The 21,218-nt window shown below is 39.4% G+C and carries 18 protein-coding genes and 2 pseudogenes; 1 reads left to right on the forward strand and 19 read right to left on the reverse strand.

Annotation, left to right across the window (positions count from 1 at the left end; translation table 11 throughout):
- Nucleotides 1-23 precede the first annotated feature (23 nt).
- The 19 genes and pseudogenes from MKS83_RS14030 to MKS83_RS14125 form a co-directional block, all read right to left on the reverse strand.
- Nucleotides 24-1,328, reverse strand: coding sequence for an HlyD family secretion protein (locus tag MKS83_RS14030; RefSeq protein ID WP_240580207.1), 1,305 nt, complete (start codon nt 1,326-1,328; stop codon nt 24-26).
- Nucleotides 1,318-1,814: pseudogene (locus MKS83_RS14035) on the reverse strand (ATP-binding cassette domain-containing protein); the annotation flags it as partial. The gene MKS83_RS14030 and the pseudogene MKS83_RS14035, both read right to left, overlap by 11 nt.
- On the reverse strand, nt 1,802-2,539 hold the full coding sequence (locus MKS83_RS14040; RefSeq protein WP_227533201.1) for an RteC domain-containing protein: 738 nt from the start codon (nt 2,537-2,539) through the stop codon (nt 1,802-1,804). The pseudogene MKS83_RS14035 and the gene MKS83_RS14040, both read right to left, overlap by 13 nt.
- A 261-nt stretch (nt 2,540-2,800) precedes the next feature.
- Nucleotides 2,801-5,074 carry a multicopper oxidase family protein gene (locus tag MKS83_RS14045; protein WP_240580208.1) on the reverse strand — a complete coding sequence of 758 codons (2,274 nt, stop codon included), beginning with the start codon at nt 5,072-5,074 and terminating at the stop codon, nt 2,801-2,803.
- Between the two features lie 13 nt (nt 5,075-5,087).
- The gene (locus tag MKS83_RS14050; protein WP_070566710.1) at nt 5,088-5,543 is read right to left on the reverse strand and encodes a heme-binding domain-containing protein; all 456 of its coding nucleotides are present in this window, start codon (nt 5,541-5,543) and stop codon (nt 5,088-5,090) included.
- Between the two features lie 32 nt (nt 5,544-5,575).
- Entirely contained in the window at nt 5,576-5,995 is a 420-nt protein-coding gene (locus MKS83_RS14055) for a hypothetical protein (RefSeq protein WP_070566707.1), read from the reverse strand.
- Nucleotides 5,996-6,021: 26 nt separating this feature from the next.
- Complete coding sequence (locus MKS83_RS14060; RefSeq protein WP_002993268.1) at nt 6,022-6,546, reverse strand: DUF305 domain-containing protein; 525 nt, start codon at nt 6,544-6,546, stop codon at nt 6,022-6,024.
- 11 nt (nt 6,547-6,557) lie between these two features.
- Nucleotides 6,558-7,223, reverse strand: coding sequence for a DUF3347 domain-containing protein (locus MKS83_RS14065; RefSeq protein WP_098972712.1), 666 nt, complete (start codon nt 7,221-7,223; stop codon nt 6,558-6,560).
- Nucleotides 7,224-7,229: 6 nt separating this feature from the next.
- Nucleotides 7,230-9,329, reverse strand: a pseudogene (locus tag MKS83_RS14070) (heavy metal translocating P-type ATPase).
- 39 nt (nt 9,330-9,368) lie between these two features.
- Complete coding sequence (locus MKS83_RS14080) at nt 9,369-9,614, reverse strand: phosphoribosylpyrophosphate synthetase (RefSeq protein ID WP_228451958.1); 246 nt, start codon at nt 9,612-9,614, stop codon at nt 9,369-9,371.
- Between the two features lie 74 nt (nt 9,615-9,688).
- Nucleotides 9,689-10,564 carry a DUF3347 domain-containing protein gene (locus MKS83_RS14085; protein WP_240580211.1) on the reverse strand — a complete coding sequence of 292 codons (876 nt, stop codon included), beginning with the start codon at nt 10,562-10,564 and terminating at the stop codon, nt 9,689-9,691.
- Nucleotides 10,565-10,807: 243 nt separating this feature from the next.
- Nucleotides 10,808-11,011 carry a hypothetical protein gene (locus MKS83_RS14090; protein WP_098972709.1) on the reverse strand — a complete coding sequence of 68 codons (204 nt, stop codon included), beginning with the start codon at nt 11,009-11,011 and terminating at the stop codon, nt 10,808-10,810.
- 280 nt (nt 11,012-11,291) lie between these two features.
- Nucleotides 11,292-11,513, reverse strand: coding sequence for a heavy-metal-associated domain-containing protein (locus tag MKS83_RS14095; RefSeq protein ID WP_024566625.1), 222 nt, complete (start codon nt 11,511-11,513; stop codon nt 11,292-11,294).
- Nucleotides 11,514-11,612: 99 nt separating this feature from the next.
- Entirely contained in the window at nt 11,613-14,024 is a 2,412-nt protein-coding gene (locus tag MKS83_RS14100) for a heavy metal translocating P-type ATPase (protein WP_240580212.1), read from the reverse strand.
- 88 nt (nt 14,025-14,112) lie between these two features.
- Complete coding sequence (locus MKS83_RS14105; protein ID WP_078797529.1) at nt 14,113-14,676, reverse strand: helix-turn-helix domain-containing protein; 564 nt, start codon at nt 14,674-14,676, stop codon at nt 14,113-14,115.
- Nucleotides 14,677-15,588: 912 nt separating this feature from the next.
- The gene (locus MKS83_RS14110) at nt 15,589-16,659 is read right to left on the reverse strand and encodes a nucleotidyl transferase AbiEii/AbiGii toxin family protein (protein ID WP_078797530.1); all 1,071 of its coding nucleotides are present in this window, start codon (nt 16,657-16,659) and stop codon (nt 15,589-15,591) included.
- A 26-nt stretch (nt 16,660-16,685) separates the two neighbouring features.
- Nucleotides 16,686-17,423 carry a DUF6577 family protein gene (locus MKS83_RS14115; protein WP_078797531.1) on the reverse strand — a complete coding sequence of 246 codons (738 nt, stop codon included), beginning with the start codon at nt 17,421-17,423 and terminating at the stop codon, nt 16,686-16,688.
- 416 nt (nt 17,424-17,839) lie between these two features.
- Nucleotides 17,840-18,925, reverse strand: a complete 1,086-nt coding sequence (locus MKS83_RS14120; protein WP_090001501.1) for a PIN domain-containing protein — start codon at nt 18,923-18,925, stop codon at nt 17,840-17,842.
- A gap of 504 nt (nt 18,926-19,429) precedes the next feature.
- Nucleotides 19,430-19,939 carry a helix-turn-helix domain-containing protein gene (locus MKS83_RS14125; protein WP_164462435.1) on the reverse strand — a complete coding sequence of 170 codons (510 nt, stop codon included), beginning with the start codon at nt 19,937-19,939 and terminating at the stop codon, nt 19,430-19,432.
- Nucleotides 19,940-20,917: 978 nt separating this feature from the next.
- Between MKS83_RS14125 and MKS83_RS14130 the strand changes: the two genes are divergently transcribed.
- A complete protein-coding gene (locus tag MKS83_RS14130) occupies nt 20,918-21,202 on the forward strand; it encodes a hypothetical protein (protein ID WP_240580213.1) in 285 nt (94 codons plus the stop codon).
- Nucleotides 21,203-21,218 lie beyond the last annotated feature (16 nt).

Genomic DNA, 21,218 nt, shown 5'->3' on the forward strand with positions numbered 1-21,218 from the left:
GATTCAACTATTAAACTATATCCTTACGACTGAAACTTCAACAGCTTTCTGATCTGATAGAAAAAACGTTCAATCAGCCGTAAATCTTCAGTTACAATTTCAGCATTGCCTTTTAGCTCTTTATCGAAAGAAAGATTTTTGTTGTATGATGTTTTAAGACCTCTTGGAAGAATTACATCAACATAATAATTCCCTTTTTCATCCGGAGATAGTGAAATGTTCTGAACTCTTCCTTCTACAATTCCGTATTCCTGATAACGATAGTTGTCCAGCTTTATCAAAACTTTTTCTCCCGGAATAATTTTCCCCGAGTTGGTGGATGGAACCTGAATTCTGCCAACAACAGCCATTTTATCGGTTGGCAATATTGTCAGAATCGCATCGCCGGATTTCACGAATTGATTCTCTCCGAAGAATTGCTGAAAACTTGTAACACCATTCGTAGAAGAAATAACCAAATAATTTTGCTCCCATTGCTTCAGAGATTTTCTCAGCTGCTCAAAAAGCTGCAAGGTTTGGGAAGAATAATTGATTTTATCTTTTTCGGAATTGATATTGGCACTGCTTTTCGTTTTTTGGAGATTGGAAATCCCTTCCTGCAATTGCGAAAGTGAAATATGGATTGTTTTAAGATTCTGTTCCGCTTGAAGGTATTTTATTTTTTCATTTTCCAGTTCCATTTTTGAAATGACTCCTTGGTCAAATAAAGACTGGGAACGACTGAAATTTTTTTTACTTAAGTCAAACTTGGCGTTTTCAAGATTTAACTGCTGCTTTAAAGTCGCGATCCTACCGCTGTATTCAGACAATCCTTCGCTAGCTGCAAGATTATCTGGAGAGTAAGGCTGTAATCTTGAAAATAGTTTTTCATCCTGAAAGGCTTTGGCAAAATTATTATAATCACTCTGAAGCTCACCTAATCTAAAGTTCGACGTCAGATTGATCGGAAAAGAAAATAATCGGCTTGGCGTTATCGAATCCATTAATGTTCTGAGTTTCAGAACATCATCATAATTGGCTGTAGACTGCAAAATCATCAGTACATCGTTTTTCTTTACACTTTGATGATCTTTAATCAGGATCTTCTCAATTCTGGAACTGATTCTTGCTTCGATTTTCTCCGGCGGGTTTTGCGAGGTCACTATAATGGGTGCGGGAATAAATTCCGGGTATTTGATAAACCAGCTCATTACCAAAATCATGATGAGAATAATGAAAATAACAGAATTTCCCCATCGGATCATCCAATGCGGTGGTTGCGTTAAAATATCCTGAACGTTCTCACTCCAAAGTTCCAGATTATCTAATATGTCTTTTTTAGTTTCCAAGTTCCAATTGATTTTTAAGGAGTCTGTAATATTCGCCTTTGCTGGCTACTAACTCATTATGACTGCCTTCTTCTACCACTTTTCCTTTATCTAATACAATGATTTTATCGGCGTGTTTTACGGTCGATAAACGATGGGCTATAACGACTGCGGTTTTTCCTTTGAAGAATTGTTCCAGATTTTCCATAATCACTTTTTCGTTATTGGCATCCAAGCAGAAGTGTCCTCATCGAAGAAGATATATTGTGGAGATTTATAAACGGCCCTGGCAATAAACAATCCTTGTCTTTGTCCACCGGAAATCCCGACACCTTCATTCCCGATCTTAGTATTGTAGCTTAGTGGCAAACCTTCTACAAAATCTTTGATGTTTGCGATTTCCACTGCCTGACGTAGTTTCTTTTTATCAACATAATCTTCTCCTACTGCAATATTATTGGCAATGGTATCATTGAAGATATAACCGTCCTGCATTACAACACCGCAAACGTGTGGTAAAAATCACCTAACTCAATATTAAAGGCATCTTCAAATGCTTTAGCAATCAATTTTATATCTGTATTCCCATTGTTAAATACACCGTGGGAGTACAGTGCATATATGAGTTCCGTAAGTGCTGTTTTGCTTGCCGTCCATTTCAATGAATTGTCCGAACCCCTTTTCACATTGATGTTATTGAGCCTGTCTTCCAAATAAACTTGTATCAGGTCATTGGCAATAATCTTGGCAACCTTATAATCGTGTGAAGTAGAAAAACGATGGTCTGCTTCAAAATAAAATGTGTCTAACCACAGCCTTATATCGTGCTTGCCACGCACAAAGAATTTTTCGTCAACGAAAGAATTATTGCTGCGGTAATACTTGTAAAAATCAAGGTTGTTTTCAAAGAACCTTTTTAGCTTTTTCAGTTCTTTGGTAAAATATTTCTTGGTACGCTTGTTCCCGTAGGGTCTTCTTGTTTCGATTTTATAGATGGCATTGTAGTAGATGAGCTTTGAAACAATAACAGGTTTCTGATACTTGAAAAAATGGATTTCTTCTTCCATATTCTTAAAGTCATTTTTCAGTACAAAGTCCTTTAAGTCGGCAAGGCTTTGTATGATATGGTGTATAACGGCTTCAATTCTTTTTATGGGGCAGTCGGTTTCAATCTCCAGTTCCTGGATTGCAGTTTCCAATTTAAGATATGTTTCATTGTAAAATTTATCCATTCGCTTCATTTTGATGTAATATATTATTGGTTAATACAGAAAAGCTAACACTGTTCGTATTAGCTTATGATGCAATTACTGCTTAAAAAAATTCAACCTCTACCGTATTGATGATGGAACGATAGATAGATTTTTGTTGCATACTTTAAAGGGTTGTAGTATGATGCAGGTTAGTCTTTGCGAATTACACCTGCATCACCTCCTTTTTTTTACCGATAGTTTTTTACGGTTATGCAGTTTACAACCCTTAGTTATTTAATTTTAATAAGTCAATGCCAGCCCCACACCAAAGCCCATATCGCTATCATAGTGGGTACGTATACCTATATTCTTATTAATGATATACCTAAGTTCTCCCATATACTCTAAGTCGGTATTCACCATAAAACCACCTCTTAGTCTTTTTGAAATTGGTATATCTTCACGCATTAACTGCAATCTCACAATTCCATCATGATATACTTCTGCCTGAAAATTGACCAGCATAGGTAACGTATACATAAACCCTAAACTGAACGCCCTGCGGGTGTCTTTCTTGTTGGTTTGTCCAAATATGTTCTTTTCGTGTTCATCTTCTCCCATTTTACGGTAGCGGTAATCAAAACCTACAAAGGGCATGAACCATTGCATCTTTCCAATGTATCTACCTAAATGGGTTTCTACTTCATAACCGTGCATACTATTATAGCCTAAACGCCATTCTGTTCCTAATTGGTAGCGTGCATTCATTAGCATAGCTTCTCCATCATTACCATTGGTTGCAAAATCGTTTTGTGCCATAAAATGAGGCATATTACTTTCTCTTTGCAATTCTTTATAGGCTTTTGCCTTGTCGGTTAGATAGGGGTTATTGTAGTCTCCAACTTCAAAGACCCTGTTCATTCCCGCCATCATGTGATATAATATATGGCAATGAAAGAACCAATCACCTTCCTCATTTGCTAAAAACTCAATGGTATCTGTTTCCATAGGCATGATATCCAACACATTTTTAAGCGGCGATTTTTCGCCTTTTCCGTTTATCACCCTGAAATCAAATCCGTGAAGATGCATTGGATGCCGCATCATTGAATTATTATAAATGGTAATCCGTAGAATTTCTCCTTTTTTTACAGGTATTTTGTCAGTTTCCGAAAGTATTTTATTATCCATGCTCCATACATAGCGGTTCATGTTGCCAGTAAGTGTGAACTTCAACTCTTTTACGGGCGCATCATTTGGAAGAGAGGTGTTATAAGGTGATTGCAACATAGCATAATTTAATGTTTTGATGTCTCCCAAGGCATTAGCGTTGTAACGGTTAGCGTCGTTATCCATATCCATACCCTCATGCTTACTGTGGTCTGCTTTTTTTGTTGCATCTCCGGTAATTTCGGGATACATCACTACATTCATGTCCATTTGGTTAAGGCTCATCTTCATGCCCATATCGTTCAAATCGCCATTCATTTTCATCATATCGTTCATCATCTTCATCCCCTCGAAATACTTCAATCGTGGGAGTGGAGAAATAAGCTGTTTGACCCCATCACCTATAAAGTAACTCGCAGATTGTGTCCTGTCTTCGGTTGTTGCTAAGAACTCGTAAGCCAAACCACCTTGAGGGATAGTCACTACAATATCGTAAGTTTCAGAAACGGCAATGATTAACCTGTCCACCTCTACAGGCTCAACATCATTCCCATCATTCGCTACTACTGTAATTTTTCCTCCAGCATACCGTAGCCAGAAATATGAAGACGCCCCTCCATTGGAAACGCGCAATCTGACTTTGTCGCCTGCTTTTAGCTTTTTACCATCAATTGTTTTCAAATCGGTGCTATGGCTACCATTTATTAGGATTTTATCATAGTAAACGTCACTGACATCCATCGCCAGCATCCGCTTCCACTCGTTTTTTACCTTTACCCCTAATTTTCCCTCCTTAATAGCTTCAACATATGATTGTGTTGCGCCTTTCTTAATGGCCGCCCAATCATTTGCATTGTGTAGCATACGGTTGATATTATCGGGGTTAAGATTTGTCCACTCACTTAATATAATTGGAACGGTCGGCAAATCGTCAATTCCTTTTCTGAATGTCTTATCATCGCTTCTTTTCTTCATGATAAAACTTCCGTACATGCCAATCTGCTCCTGCAATCCTGAGTGGGAATGGTACCAGTGCGTACCATGCTGGATAATCGGAAAACGGTAGGTGTAGGTTGTGCCCGGTGCGATGGGTTTTTGTGTAAGCCAGGGCACACCGTCTTCTTTATTGGGCAGGAACACACCATGCCAGTGAAGTGATGTGCTTTCTTTCAATTGGTTGTGCACCACTATTTCGGCAGTGTCGCCCTCGGTAAAGGTAAGGGTGGGCATGGGGATTTGCCCGTTTACGGCAATTGCCCTTTTTTGCTTACCTGCATAGTTGACAAGCGTATCTTTTACATACAGCTCGTAATGCACCACTCTCTGTGCAAACAGCGTTTGCGTGCAAAGCAGTATCAGCACTGTTTGCAAAATTCTTATAGGTATTTTATTATATCTGTTCATGATTTGAAAAATTTTATTTAATGCTGTCTTCCATTGTGCTAAACCACGCTATCAAAACCTGCTTATCCTCCGGTGACAATACTGCATTGCGATGAATTAGTGTGTATGATGACAACGGCATTTCCCCGTCCTTAACCTGCCCGGCCATAGCCCTGAACTTGTTTCGCTGCCTGCGGACAGAATAGTCGCCAAATTCGCTAAAGTTGAGTTCCTCTTTCCCCTTTTTTATATGCTCTGCCATGTACCATGCGCCGGGCTGGATACGGCTGTACCACGGATAATGGGTATTGTTGCTATGGCAGTCATAACAGGACTGAACAAGGATAGCCTTTACATTTTGGGGTACGGCGTACACCCTTTCGATATGGGTGGCTGGCACTTCAACCGCCTGGTTCCGTAAGGGCTGAAAGAACTGTATGGCAATCAGGACGACAGCCAACCCCAATATGATTTTCTTCTTTATGGTCATAATTATTTTATTGTGGCTTCATCTTTTTGTGTCTACTGTTTTTTCACATACTTGGCATAATTCTCCTTGTTTTCAAAATAAGAAACTTCACCGTTATTTCCTGTCACAGCAATCACCGCATTAGCTTTGTCTACCTGCTTATGGGAATAGGGGTCTATCGCCATCCGCACGGTCGCATCTTTTGGAATACGTTCCTTACACATTTCGCAACATCCGTAATAGGTTTTACCATCAAATTTTACTTCAAACTGCTTTTTGCCGATATAGGCATCGTTGACCATGCAGACTTCATCCGATGGAACCAATTCACCTATTTGGGTAGTATGTCCGTTGCTTTCCGGAGTTGCCTGCGAATGCTGCTGTTCCGCTTCATCCTTATTTGACCCCGCCTGACCGCAAGCGGTGAATAGCAGGGTTAATAAGGAAATAAAGCCAATTATTATTTTGTTCATGTCCAAACTTGTTTTTTTAAATTTTATTATTTACTTTCTTCAAACTCTTTTAGCTTGCGCTTCATTAGTTCAATTTCTTCCGCTTGGGTTTTAAGTATATTTTTTTGCAGCTCTATCAGTTCCGGGTCGGTCAGGTGTGCCTTTTCGGACATCAATATGGCTGCTGCGTGATGGGGTATCATACCCTTTGCAAACTGCTTGTCCCCGACATTGATTTGTTCCCTGATACCAAACCATGAAAAGATGCCAACAGCAACCGAGATGATGGCTATCGCCCAATTCATCTTCCTGTTGGGGTACATTACTTTCATTATCGCTAATTCGATAAGCAGCATTGCCGAGGTCATCAGCAGGGTCATGTACAAATTGTTGATATTGGGTATCAGGTTCTGCCACCCGTCAATCATGGCGTACATGATAAAATACATCACTGCGAACATTGCGACAGCCATCACCGCAAAGCGTTTGTACATGGCCGAAGCATGTTTTGTATTGTGCGTGCCATGCTCCGAGGAATGACCCGCATGGTGACTGTTTTGCATATTTTCCATAACCCTGAATTTTATTTGCTGTTAATTGTTTTTTCCACCTTACCGCAGGTCAGCATTTTAGAACCGTAGTAAGGGTTTTTGATTTCCTTGTTTTCGCTGAACCAAACAGCACCCTTACCGTCATTGAACATCGGGCAATGGTCCTGATACAATGTTTGCGATGTACCGAACAAATCAATCAGGTCTTTCAAATCTTCGCCAAGCGAGGCCAAATGTTCCCGCTGGTGGTGGATGTTGCCGACATTTTCCCCGATATGTTCTGCGTGTTCTTTAGCATCGTCCGCTATGTCCATGTACTTTTTGTGCTTATCGGCAGGAACGGCTTTCATGTCCACTTTATTCAGGGTAGCTAACAGCTTTTTCCCTGAACTGGCGGCAGCTTTGTCATCGTCCGAAACAAGGGCGTTCTTTAAGGACAGATAATCGGTAACTATGGGCGCAATAGAAAAGTTTTTTGCTTCTTCTTTTCCTTTTGCTTTTGCTTCCTGACCGCTCGGTGTTTCGCTCACAACGGGCGCAGCTACCGTATCATCCTCTTTTGGTTGGGAAGCTGACTGTTCTTGTGATACAACAGCAGTATCACTTGAAGACTGCTCGTTTTTGTTGGATGCCTGATTGCATGATACTGTTACAAATGCCATGATAACAGCAATGATTGATAATGTTAGATTTTTCATTTTTATTTATTTTTTGATTTTTAAAAAACTTGCGTTAATAGCCACTACAATGGTGCTTACACTCATCAGCACAGCACCCATAGCGGGACTTAAAACAAAATTCGGATAGAGTACGCCTGCCGCAAGCGGTATTGCCACCACGTTGTAGCCAACCGCCCATATCAGGTTCTGTACCATCTTTTTGTAGGTAAGTTTGCCGAAGTCAATCAGTTTGACCACATCCCTCGGGTCGCTGTCTACCAATATGATATCCGCTGTTTCGGCAGCCACGTCCGTACCGGAACCCACGGCAATGCCCACATCTGCCTGTGCCAGTGCAGGTGCATCATTTACACCATCACCAGTCATTGCTACGATTTCGCCTTTTGCCTGAAACTCCTTTACTTTCTCCTGCTTGTTGTGCGGAAGCACATTAGCCAAATACCCGTCCATACCCAATTTTCCGGCTACGGCAGCAGCAATCCTGTCGTTGTCCCCGGTGAGCAGAAAGGACTTGATGCCCATTTTTGTGAGTTCCTCAATCGCCTGTGCCGAACCCTCACGGATGCTGTCTGCCAAAGTAATGATGCCGATTACCCGGTCATCAATGAGGACAAAGTTGACCGTTTCGGCCTCTTGATTGATTTCGTTTGGAATTTCAGGCAGGGAAAGGTGGTTTTCGGTGAAATAATTCGGGCCACCAGCTACGACATTTTTCCCGTTCACAACACCTTTAACACCTATGCCCTGCATATAGCTGAAGTTTTCAGACTTCCATAAGGCAAGGCTCTTTTCTTTCAATGTAGCCATAATGCCTTTGGCGATATGGTGTTCCGAATTTTGCTGTACTGCGGCAGCATACTGGATAATCTCATCGGCATTATATTCGTCTGTTAACGGTATAACCTTTTCTACGGCATGGGAACCTTTGGTGAGCGTTCCGGTCTTATCAAAAATGACAGTGGAAAGTTTTCGGGTGGTTTCAAATGCTGTGCGGTTGCGGATGAGCAGACCATTGGTCGCCGATAGCGTTGTGGAAATGGCGACCACCAACGGGATAGCCACGCCCAATGCGTGCGGGCAGGCCGTTACCATTACCGTCACCATTCTTTCAAGCGCAAAGGCAATATCTCCACTGCTTGCATACCAATAGGCAAATGTGCCTATGCCAACGGCAATGGCAATAAAGGTGAGCCATTTGGCAACTTTGTCCGCAAGGTTTTGCGTATTGGACTTAGTAGCTTGTGCCTCCTGAACAAGATTGATAACCCTGTTCAGGTAGCTGTCTTTTCCAACGGCTGTTACCTTAACCTTCAGCGCACCATCGCCATTGATAGAGCCTGCGATGACCTTTCCGTCCTTTTCCTTTTTCACGGGAATACTTTCTCCGGTAAGCATGCTCTCGTTGATATACGAAAGCCCCTCCAGTACCAATCCATCGGCTGGAATTTTTTCACCCGGTTTTATAATAGCCGTTTCACCGCTTTGCAGGTTTTCAAGCTTTATTTTTATCGCTTCTCCGTTTCGCTCCACCGTGACATCGTTAGGCAGCAAAGCAACCAATGATTGCAAAGCCCGTGAAGCAGCCATTTGGGAACGCATTTCCAGCCAATGCCCTAACAGCATGATGTCGATAAGCGTAGCCAGTTCCCAAAAGAAGTCCATGCCCTACAAGCCAAATACAACGGCTACGGAATAGACATAGGCTACGGATATAGCGATAGCAACAAGTGTCATCATCCCTATGGCTTTGGCGTTCACCTCGCCAATCATTCCCTTTAGGAACGGCAAGCCTCCATAGCTATAAATCACTGTACCCAATGCCAGCAGCACATATTTATCTCCATTGAAAGCAAGGCTGAAACCCAACCATTCCTGTATCATGTGTGACAGGAGCAGGATAGGGATTGTAATGACGAGGCTTATCCAAAAACGAGCGAGAAAATCGCCTGTATGATGCCCCTCATGTTTGTTAAAGCTATCTCTGGCTTGGTTATGATGAGAATGCCCGGAATGCCCATGTCCTGATTTTTGTACATGAGAAACTGAGCTACCGCCAACGGGAACCAGTGCCATGCCACAAAGCGGGCATTTGCCTGGTTCGTCTTTTAGCACCTGCGGGTGCATGGGACACGTGTATTTTTTCATAATAAGGGGTTTTAAAAGTTATGTTGCACTTAATTTTTTTGCCATCTCATGGGTCATTTCTTCGGCATAAGCACCATAGGCATCCACAAGTACGCCTTTATTCTTACCATCATTGGACGATATGGCATAAATCACGGCATTGTTATCAGGACTGCTGTCGAGGCTTTCAAACCTATGGGTTTCCGTAACCGTAAAATCCTCCGGTTTTAGTTTCAGGCTCCTTGACGCACAGTACAGGCAGTCCGGCAACAGACTAAAGTCCATACTGTATCCACGCTGTCTTAGGTCTTTAAGCGCCTGCACCATGTCATTGTACTGTACCATAGCTTTCAGACCTGTTATTTAATGGTTTCGACCGTACTGCCGCAGGTAAGCATCTGTGAGCCGTAATATGGGTTTTTAACAGCATTCTCTTTACTTAGCCAATTGGCTCCCTTACCTCCATTGTACATAGGGCAGTGCTGGTAATAAACGGGAGTATCCTGTTTAGACACTTTGGCCAGTGTGTAGATGCTTCCCGAAAGTGCCGCAAAAGCACTTCTTTGTTTTGCAATATCTTTTGATTTTGAAATGCTTTCCGCATTGGCCGTCAAGTCCTGCATCACTTTCATCCAAGCCGTATGTTCCTCTGCCGATAGCTTATTCATATCGACTGCTTTAAGGGATGCAGCCAATTCAGCGGCTTTGGCAGATGCGGTCGCCGCATCGGTTTTTATCAAAGCATCTTTCACTGAAAAGTAGTTGTCAAATACAGCCTTTAGCTGTGATTGGTTTTGGGCTGCATCTTTGTTAGCTGCCATTTGACTATGGTCGTGATTGCCATGTCCGGCATTCATGTCCATTCCCGCCTCCTTGTTTTTGGCAACCGTCTTAACTGGTCTATCATACTGGCAGCAACCAGCCAGTTTAGCATATACGTCATCTGGCGCACGGAACTTCTCACTGTCATAACCAGCCAAAGCGATACGTTTCAGGATTTCATCCTGATTTGTTTTGTCGCCGTCATAGGTGAGCGTAGCCATCTTGGTATCTTTGTTCCAGTCCACACTGGCTACCTTTTTTACGTTACCTGCCTTTTCGATGGTGGTTTTGCATATACCACAATTGCCGTAAATCTTTACGGTTTCTGTTTTCGCATTCTTGATTTGTGCGAAGCCGTTTATTGATGATAGTAATACGGCGATTACCATCACTATTTTTGATAATGATTTCATAATAATATACATTTTCGGAAAAGGGGTATTAGCAAACCCATTTCCCTTGAATTTTAAATAAATAGTACAAATAGGGGATTTGCAAAAGCCGAAATAGCTTTTGACAAGGCACACCTATGGCTATCAGGCCATAGTTTTAGCTTATTTTAGGCGGTTGCCAAATGGAAGAGTAGCCTGAAGAATAGTGGGCTTGCTTGAAACCGAATTTTTGCTTTTTAATTTCAGCAAATGGATTTTTAGCTTTTAATTCGATTGGGATTGGTAAGTATAGGGAGGTCGTTGAAACACTGCATCTGCAAGAGCTATGTGAACAACCACCATCGCAGTTGCCGCTTTTGCATTTTTTGCAGGATTTGCCCTTGCAACCTTTTTTATGCTCTGATTTTTTGGATTTCTCTTTTGAGCAGGAAGACCGCTCGGTTTTTGTTGAATTTTTGGAGCAGGCATAACTCTGACTTGGCATCATAAAGAAAACCAGACAGAACAACGTCAAAAGGCCTATATGTACTCTTAAATTTTTCAACGCAACAAAGTTACTAATAAAATTGATTTTTTATATCGTTATTACGATTTTTTTTGTTATATAGGCAAAAAATTGATACCTAAATAAAAAATGCTATATGCACAGCAGCCAATCAAGCCTTTTTAGAATTGATAAAATGCCCTTTTTGGGCAATCTGACCTAATGGAAATTTGGTCGGAAAAAGGGCATTTAAAAGTTGCTGGCTTAGGCGTTCAAAGGTTCTATTTTGAAGCCTGCCTTTTGCACGGTCGATATTACTTCCTGCTCGGTAATGCCCTCGGACTTCACGGTAAGTACCTTGTCCTTGTTGGCCGTGTCCACTTCCCAATGGCAGATGCCCTCTGCCTTGTCCAAGTGCGGCTTTACAGATGCGATACAGCCGCCGCAATTGATGTTCGTCTTGAATTGAAATTGTTTATTTTCCATTGTTTACAAATTTTAGAGTTATCTGATAATGCAAATTTCCGTACTATTCAGTTAGTTATTGTTGTGTAATTTCTTGTTTGATTTGTGAGATTTACTGTTTTATTTCTTCCACTTCAACCGCAGGCTGTTACTGACCACGCTCACGCTGCTCAATGCCATTGCCGCACCCGCAATCATCGGGTTGAGCAGGAAGCCGTTAACAGGGTAAAGGATGCCTGCCGCTACCGGAATGCCGATTACGTTGTAGATAAACGCCCAGAACAGGTTTTGCTTGATGGTGGCTACGGTCTGTTTGGACAAGCGTATTGCCTGCGGTATCTTGGTCAGGTCGGACGAAATGATGGTCATCTTGGCTACGTCCATTGCGATGTCGCTGCCTTTGCCCATTGCGATACTTACATCGGCTGTTGCCAATGCGGTGCTGTCGTTGATACCATCGCCCACCATTGCCACTACCTTTACTTTACTTTGCAGTTCTTTCACAAAGTCGGCTTTATGCTGTGGCAAAACTTCGGCTTTGTAATGCTTGATGCCTGTCTGCTCCGCAATGGCTTTAGCGGTAGCTTCATTATCTCCGGTCAGCATATACAGGTCAATGCCCATTTCCTGCATTTCCCGGATAGCCTGCACCGATGTTTCCTTAATCTTATCGGCGATAGCGATTACAGCAAGAGCCTTTTTGCTGTTTGCAAACCAGATAACGGTTTTAGACTGTTTGCCCCATTCTTCGGCCTGGTCTTGTAATTCTCCGGCAATGGCAATGTTGTTTTCTGCCAATAGCTTTTTGTTGCCTACATAATAGGTTTCGTTGTCATGGTCTGCTTTTGCGCCTTTGCCCGTAATGCTGTCGAACATGGATAAAGAGGTGGTCGCTACATCGCCAAGATGCTTCACTACGGCTTCTGCCAATGGATGCTCGGATTGCTTTTCGATGCTCAAAAGGATTTCTTTTGCAGTGTCCTCATTGTTCAGCCATTTAATGCCCGTTACCTGTGGTCTTCCCTCGGTGATGGTTCCGGTTTTGTCCAAAACGATGGCATTTACTTTTTTGGCCAGTTCCAAACTTTCGGCATCCTTTATCAAAATGCCATTTTCAGCACCTTTACCAACGCCTACCATAATAGCGGTGGGTGTCGCTAAGCCTAAAGCACAGGGGCAGGCAATGACCAATACCGTAACGGCTGCCAACAGACCTTGAACAACCCCGTTTTCGCCTCCCAAAATCAACCATAGCGTAAATGTCAGGATGGCAATACCTATCACTGTGGGAACAAAGATGCCCGCAATCCTATCGACCAGTTTCTGTACGGGTGCTTTGCTTCCCTGTGCATCCTGCACCCTTTTGATGATGTGGGCAAGCATGGTTTCTTTGCCCACTTTTACCGCCCTGAACCGGAAGCTGCCTTTTTGGTTAATCGTTCCTGCAAATACTTTTTCTTTTTCTTTTTTCAATACAGGTACAGGCTCACCGCTTAACATGCTTTCGTCCACATACGAATTGCCCGATATGACCATGCCGTCTACCGCAATCTTTTCACCGGGCTTTACGAGTATCACATCGCCTGCGCTTACGTCTTCGATAGCGGTCTGCTTTTCCGTTCCGTCCGCCTGTACCACGATGACCGTTTTTGGCTGCAAGCCCATCAGCTTCTTAATGGCTGAAGAGGTGTTGCCTTTGGCTCTTTCTTCCAGCAGTTTTCCCAAGAGGATGAATGCGATAATAACGGCAGCCGCTTCAAAATATACGTGAGCATGCAGTCCCCGTTGATGCCAAAAGTCGGCAAACAGCATATTGAAAACACTGAACAGGTAGGCAATACCTGTACTCAATGCCACCAGCGTATCCATATTGGCGGAACGGTGCTTTGCCTGCTTCCAAGCGTTTACAAAAAAATCCCTGCCCAACCATATTACAACGGGCGTGGAAAAGAGCCACATTATCGGGTCTGCATAGGGCATATCCATAAAGAACATTCCTATGATTACCACGGGCAGGGAAAGGATAATTGCCCAAATGGTCTTGTTTTTCAAGGTTCGGAATTTCTTTTCGTGGATGCCTTCGAGCGTTTCCTGCTGCTTGGTTTCGTCTTCAATCAATAGGTCGTAACCTACTCCCTGAACCGCTTTTTGCAGGGTGGAGGCATCGGTCATATTGGGCAGATATTCCACGGTAAGATTGCCCGTTGCAAAGTTCACGGAAGCATTAACTACTCCCGGTTGGTATTTCACAATGCTTTCGGCACTGCCCGCACAGGATGCACATGTCATGCCCAATACCGGAAAAGCACTTTTAACCGTAGGAACTCCGTAACCTAAATCTTTAATTGCCTTAACAGCCTCGCCTACGGTTTCATTGCTATCTACTGTAATCACTGCCCTTCGGTTGTTCAGCTCTACTTTATGGGTTTCTACGCCTTTTACCTGTGCCAATCCCTTTTCAACGATTAATGCACAGTGTTCGCTTTCTACATCCTCCAATGGAATGTATATATTTTCTCTGTTTGTCGCCATATTTGCCTGCTTTAATTTACAATACAAAATTGGCTATTATATTTATGGGTACTGGTGTGAAATTTTGGATTTGATTTGTAAGATTTACTTACACTTTATCCAACGGTTTTCTTTTATCCTCTTTAATCTGTTTGAAATGGCTTGGTGTTAGCCCGGTAACTTTTTTAAACTGGTTACTCAAATATGCCACGCTCGAATAATTTAGGCGGTTCGCAATCTCACTTAATGACAACTCATCATACACCAACAATTCTTTGACTTTCTCCACCTTTTGGGCGATAAAGTATTTTTCAATGGTTGTACCCTCTACCTCTGAAAACAGATTGGACAGGTAATTGTAATCGTGATGCAATTTGTCACTCAATACATCGGAAAGGTTGGTTTTTACATCACTATCCTGATGGTGTACCAGGTCAATGATAATGTTCTTTATCTTTTCTATTATCCTGCCTTTTTTATCGTCAATTACTTCAAATCCTAATGGCTCTAAAGTTTTGGACAAATTCTCTTTTTCCAGAGATGTTATTTCTTTGGAAAGAATAACTTCGCCCAGCTTTATATTTTTAGCATCTAATCCAAGTTTTTCCAATTCGTTTTGTACCACCATAATGCAACGGTCGCAAACCATATTTTTGATAAAGAGTGTATTCATATTTTGTTCAATACTAATATTAAGCACAATAGACAAATTTACGTTTTAAGTTGAACCCTTGCTGCATTTGTTGCGGTTAATTCTTATAACTGCCTGCTGCTGCAAATACAAAGCATTCTAAACCCACTTCTACAGTTAGCAAGTATTCAATTCGATTTACATGATATAGTTTGACTACTTACTTCGTAGTATCTGTGTTTTCATCTGTAAAGTGTTATATGCACAGTATCCTTTTTCACGCGTTAGCTTTGGCTACCCTTTTTTTGTTAAATGCCAAACCAATCAGATAAAACCACTCTCGGACAACTTTGCAATTTGAGACAAATGAAACCTTGCGGATACCAATACGACAAAAACTGTCGTATTAATTTGATTTATTTTGATTAATTTTAAGTACTTCATTAACAATTAATTATAAATACGGTGATTAATTAGCATAATCAATAAAAAACTCAAACCCCGTATTTTTTACATTTTTAATGAGAGCACTAACCTAAAGAAATTAGTAAGTCTTCACAATCCGTAAAAACCCCATATTTTAATGTAGTTCTAAAGTTCTTTTAAGGATTCTGTATTTTGTAGCAAACTCGAAGATTGATTAAAGTTGCGTGCGTAATGAGAATTACAGAGTAAGCAGAGTTGGAGATGAATACACAACATTCTTTTGCTGCGAGTTACACGTAAAAAAGTCCCCAGGTCTACCGGGGACTAAAAACTAATAACCATGAAAACTCACTTTATATGAGATTCGATGCAAAGATAGAAATAAAGATTGTGATGATTTTATTTTCTTCTCTCTCTATTTCATTCCAAAATTTGCAGAATTATACTGATTTGCTATTGCTAAAGCAACTTGTAAAGTTGCTAATCATATATAAATTAGTAAAAGGTAACAGCCTTAATATGCTAGTTTTATTGTTTTTGTTGTCGTATAAGAGATATGTGATACCAGTAGAAAAAGGCTTCAGGATTTCCTTTTTTCAACTTATTGAGTTTGGAATCAAAACTCTGATCGATCACTAGCTCTTTTATACTTTCCAGCCCTTGATATTTTTCAAGTTTCATTACTTTATATCTAAGAACAGTTGATAGATAGGCAGCTTTTGCAGCATCGGTGATAGCTCTGTCTAAATGATAATTTTCTGAGAATATAAATCTTTTTACTTGATTAATTCCTGATAATAGTGCTTTAAAATTCCCCCTTCCCTTTTCCCCTCGCGAACAGATATGCAATGCCGTGTCATAAATATCATCAAGTACTCCGTTTTCATCAGTTTCACAATTTCTATAACCAATCTCTGTTTTGGCAAAAATATCGAAAGTCTGACCAATTATGTTTACATCAGTAACAGGTTCCAAAAGACTTCCAATATCAAAAAGCTGTTTCATGATCTCCATCGTCCTCGAATCGCCGCCTTTTTCATAAGGTATCCCAGTGGTATTAGGTGCAAAAGCCGTAAGCTTATCCCCTAAAATGTCTTCATGACATGGGATACTAACGTTTATAGGGTCGCCATCCTGCTTGATAAAACTTGAATCTATGGGAAAGTTTATAATTTTTGTGTAGTGCGGCTCTTCAAATAGAATATCCAGCAATACATAGTCTTCAGTCATATTAGACATATGAACAGGTGTGTAAAAAAACTTGTAATGTGCTTTTTCAATGTCGCCTGATGTTTGCCGGTGTTGTTCCTCAAACCTTGTAAATCCTTGTTCAGATAAAAATCCCTGGAACTTCTCTTCCAGGTTTTGCTTTGGGTTACTGATAATTACATCAATATCAATGGAAAGACGTTTGGTACTGTTCATCAATAACATAAGGGCTGTTCCACCTTTAAAAACAAATTGAACATCAGACTTCACTAGGCCTTCAAGGAGAAGTAATGCTCTAATTACTTTTTCTATAAGAATTTTATCTGCTCTGTTATTCTTTACAGAGACACTGTTCAGCCATTCAGTAGTAAGACTGTCTTTTGATATCATAATAATTTAGAATTTAAAACTAATGGTTATTGTTTTAGAAATTTAGAATCGTATATATATTTAATAAGGTCTTGTTTTCTGCCCTTTCGGTCAGCATATCGTAAAAGCCTATTTTCATTTACGATGTATTTTTGAAATGCATTAACAAATATACTTCTGAGTTCACTGCCTGCAAGAAAAGTAAATTCAGGATCACAAAATATATCTACCAGCATTTTTTCGAGGCTAATGAGGGGCAGACCTTTTTCTTCACTCAAAGGACTTTCTGTTGTCAAATACCTAACTATAATGGGAGAACGGAAGTCAGGAAGAAGATCATTTATAAGCATCTCTGAAGGACGTAGAAACACACCGCTGAAATTATTTTTTAGCTGATAATATACAGACTCTGCAACATCACGTTCAATATCTACAAGCACGAATGGATATGCGCTCAGATGCTGAGCGAATTCGTTTAATAAATCCGAGTTCCAAGCACAAAAAGAAACATCAGGAAAATTTTTCCGGATGAATGTGCCGATTTTTTTTGACCTGGAAGATAGTTCCGGCTGATATTGCTTGGCATCGCCGAGTTGAAACAATCCTCTCCCTACTCTATGCAGTATTGACGATCTAACAAGGTCATATACTTTCCACCTTATGGTTGTATCTGGAATCTCAGAGTCATCTTTTCTAAAATAAGCGCGCAAATCATCTAAGGAAAGCTCTGATTGATTCCTAAAATATTCTTTTAGTGCTACTTTATCTCTTTCTTTTTTTACCATGCAAATAACAATATATATACAAACTTACGGCAAAATAATTATTTTACTGCCGAAAGTTTGAATTTTTTTATACATTTTATAATAAACAAGATACTAGTAAATAAGTATATATAAGACTAATTTAAATTAATATAATAAAATTAATTATACAGCAATGAATCGAAAACTTATTTCAAACTTTCGGCAGAAAATTCATATAATTGCCAAATGTTTGAATATAAACTACTCCAAAATTGACCATGTTTAACTCGCTGCGTAGCGAAGTAAAAATCTAAGGTGTACAAACAATGATTAGTAAGGTTAAGAAGTAAATAGATTTCTAATGTACTGATACATCATAATTCCAAAATTCCCTGTCAGGAAAAATAGAGGTTTTTGAGATTTAAATTGCATTTTTAATGCAAGCAGTCTTGCCATTAATCTAATCTTACTGTATCAAAAGAATTAATTTGCAACTCCAATTCTTCATCATTTTTCTTCATTTCCAACATCTGCTCAATGTTAAAGTTAAAGGTAATAAATAAAGTCATTCTGCATTCTTGCTCCACCCTATAAAAGTGTTCATTCCAATCGTCTGCAATCTGAGGTCGGTTCTCGTAAATCCAATAGTCAGCTTTGAAAATGAAATAATCAATCAATGCAAGACCCGAGACCTCTATCGGAAGAAAAATCTGCTCTGCAATATTCTTCGCATCCTTCCATTTGACTCTTACTTCATCAGCACCATAACCAATAATTGTTCCTTCATTATTTTCAGATTTCAAAGAGGGTTCTTCAAATTCAATATGAGAAATTGAATTTGCAAAGGAAAGAGCTTCTTTCTTTATTACGTTTTCACAACACTGTAGAAATTGTAATGCATCATTATACTTTTCTACTTTTAGCAGGGATTTGTATTTTTCATTTATTGACTCAAAAACCATAGATGAATAAAAATCTTTTAAAGTTTTAAAAATCAATATGTTTTTATCGGGTCCACATTTATCCGACAAATTGGTGTCATTTGAGATTAACACCAATTTATTTTTACGCGAAATATCTTTTATAAGAGCATAAATAAATGCATCGGGAATATCATCTCTGTTCTTTAGGCTTTTAAAAGGTTCGCCGCCACTAAAATAATTTTCAAAAACCTTCGTGCTATGTTTGGGATTAAATGGATGTAAAATTGCGTTTGAATCTTTAATAAACTCATCCCACAGTCTCTTGACAGATTCTTCAAAATCAATTTTTAATTCATTTATTTTCTTCACATACTTTATAATATCATTATAGTGATTGGGATGAACTCCTTTTTTGTCTAATGATATTAATTTATTTATCGCTTGCTGAAAATCATTTTGAGACTCCTGAACACTTGACGTAGTAGCTTCTTTATACACTACCCAAGGTATATTTATTTCAATAAGTTTCTTTTTACCCAAATCTTTTAAAAGCGAAAAGTCCGACTTATTGAGTGTTTTGTCCTGCTTGTACGTTGTACTATCAATTAGTATTTTCATAGAATACACATAATAACCAAATATACAAACTAGCTTTTGAAACTATATAAATTTTGAAAGACATATTTTTCTCTGAATCTTTCAAATAATACAACATGATAATTTTCTTTATATTTACAAAAATACATTATGAAAAAGTTAAAAATATATTGTGTCATTTCTACAGCTATTATCATCGGACTTTCGATTTGGGTTTTACTTTTATCAAAAGATTTGCGGGAAACCAATGAGGTTCTTAATCAATGTTCTGATCGATATTATAAGGAAATAAGCAAATAGAATGAAGCATGAAATATCATTTTTACAATATAGTCTCCTAATCATCAAAACACTCCTCATCGAAAGCTTTCAGATGTTCAAATATTTTCGTCGCAAGTATATATTTTTATTACCTTCTATCATTAATTACTCAATCACTGTTAAAAGCCTTGCAACTTATAAGTATCTGAATTCTAAGCATTATCAAACTCATTAGTCATTAGCATAAGAAAGTTAAAAGATTATCTATTTGATATAAAGATTTTTCCTTCCCACCTTACTTTCCACTTTTATAGTATCATCAATAACGAAATTTCGCATTACTCCAGCAATTTCAGTAGATGAAACTTTGGTGGCTTCAATTAGCTTTAACTTAACCAACTCTTCTTTAATTTCTGACACAGTTTTACCCGTTGCGAGAAAACTAGACTGAACAATCCATTTTCGAATTTTGCCAGTTAAATTTGCTTTTGCCTTCCTGTCGTCTGGAAGAGATTTTAGAGGCACCAGTTTAATATTAAAATCATCTAATGTTTCTAAAGGATACTGGACAGCCTTAGCATATTCTACATAATAATCAATATTTGTAGTAATACCCTTCTCAATACTAACTACAGTATTATCTGTCATGTCTGTCATGAAAGCAATATCGTTAATAGAGAGATCTAGTTCAACTCTTTTCTGCTTTAGCTTTTTCCCAATCTTTCCCCGATATTCGGGAGAAACTAATCTTGCTTTTTTGTTAGATTTATCCAATTTATATGTAATTTTACACTTAATTAATTATTTATTTGCATATATTATTTATAATTTATACATTTGTCATACAACATACATAAAGTATAAGCGACCAATATTAACATGAGTCTTGTTATCGAAAACGGCTAATTTTTAGATGACGCAAGACCAGTAGGGTTGTCGCAACCTCATATTTTGTACCTTTGCATTTTATGGGGGTGGACACCCTATCGGAAACTTCGTCACAGGTTCTTAGCCGTACCGCGATAAAAGTTGAAGATAGGCTCCACCCTTTCCTTCAAAGACTCGTTCCATAAAACTAAAATTATATATTATGAGGACGACATTTTCAACCATTCTTCTTATCTGCCCACCGGAATAGTCCGCAAGCATAATATAGAAAGTACAACCGGTACCTGCGGTTTCGACAACAAACTGCAACAACTCTTAACCGAATGTATTAACAACACTATCCGAAATTCCTTTAATTGTAAAAGGAAAGCCCGACTATGCTTTAAACTCAAACCTTAAAAATACTCGCTTTCTTTTAATATTCCAAAATTATTTTCATCCCGAAAGGAATTTACCGCTAAATAAAAAAGACATTACACAATGGCGCCGTCCATTGCGGCTTTAGGGCTTACACGAGACATTTTTTTCATTCATATTAAATTTTGATCAGTATAGGCAGGAAGATCCTGGACAAGCAACACTTCCTGCTATACGATTTTTAAAAACAAATAGTAGAAATAGCCATTGAAGAGGAGAAGAATAGATTTTAAATACAGATTTTGGTTTGTCAGCAGGAAGCGTTCCAGCTTAAGGATAATTAAATCCTTTTTCAAGGGTTATGATTTGGTGACCGCCAAAGAAATGCTCAACAACCTAATGATCTGTGCCGGGAAAAATAACACGGTGATCCAGGAAGATTCTTCTGTAGTCTTTCGCTTTCATCAGTCCTTGCGGTCCTTGCTGCGTGCCTGTCATGTAATAGCATTGAAGGACAACCAATCGACGATTGCAAAACATTCCGCGAGTCAGAATTTGTTGACGCAAAGATCTTTGTCGAATGAGGAATATCTTAATCCAATTTTAGTATTCCATCGTGCTTTCGCAGAGTACGCTGTCAAAGACTTCGACTATAATCTTGCAGCGATAGTCAGCTTGTCAACAAATACCAATTCCTATTCTGATGGTGCCAGGATCGTAGCGGTCTATATCCATCTTGTAAAAATCCTTGATGCGGCGTATTTAATTCAGCAAAAAGATAACAAAACATAATAACGGCCTAAGAAAA

The sequence above is a fragment of the Chryseobacterium sp. Y16C genome, assembly GCF_022488405.1.
GTDB classification, from domain to species: Bacteria; Bacteroidota; Bacteroidia; order Flavobacteriales; family Weeksellaceae; genus Chryseobacterium; species Chryseobacterium geocarposphaerae.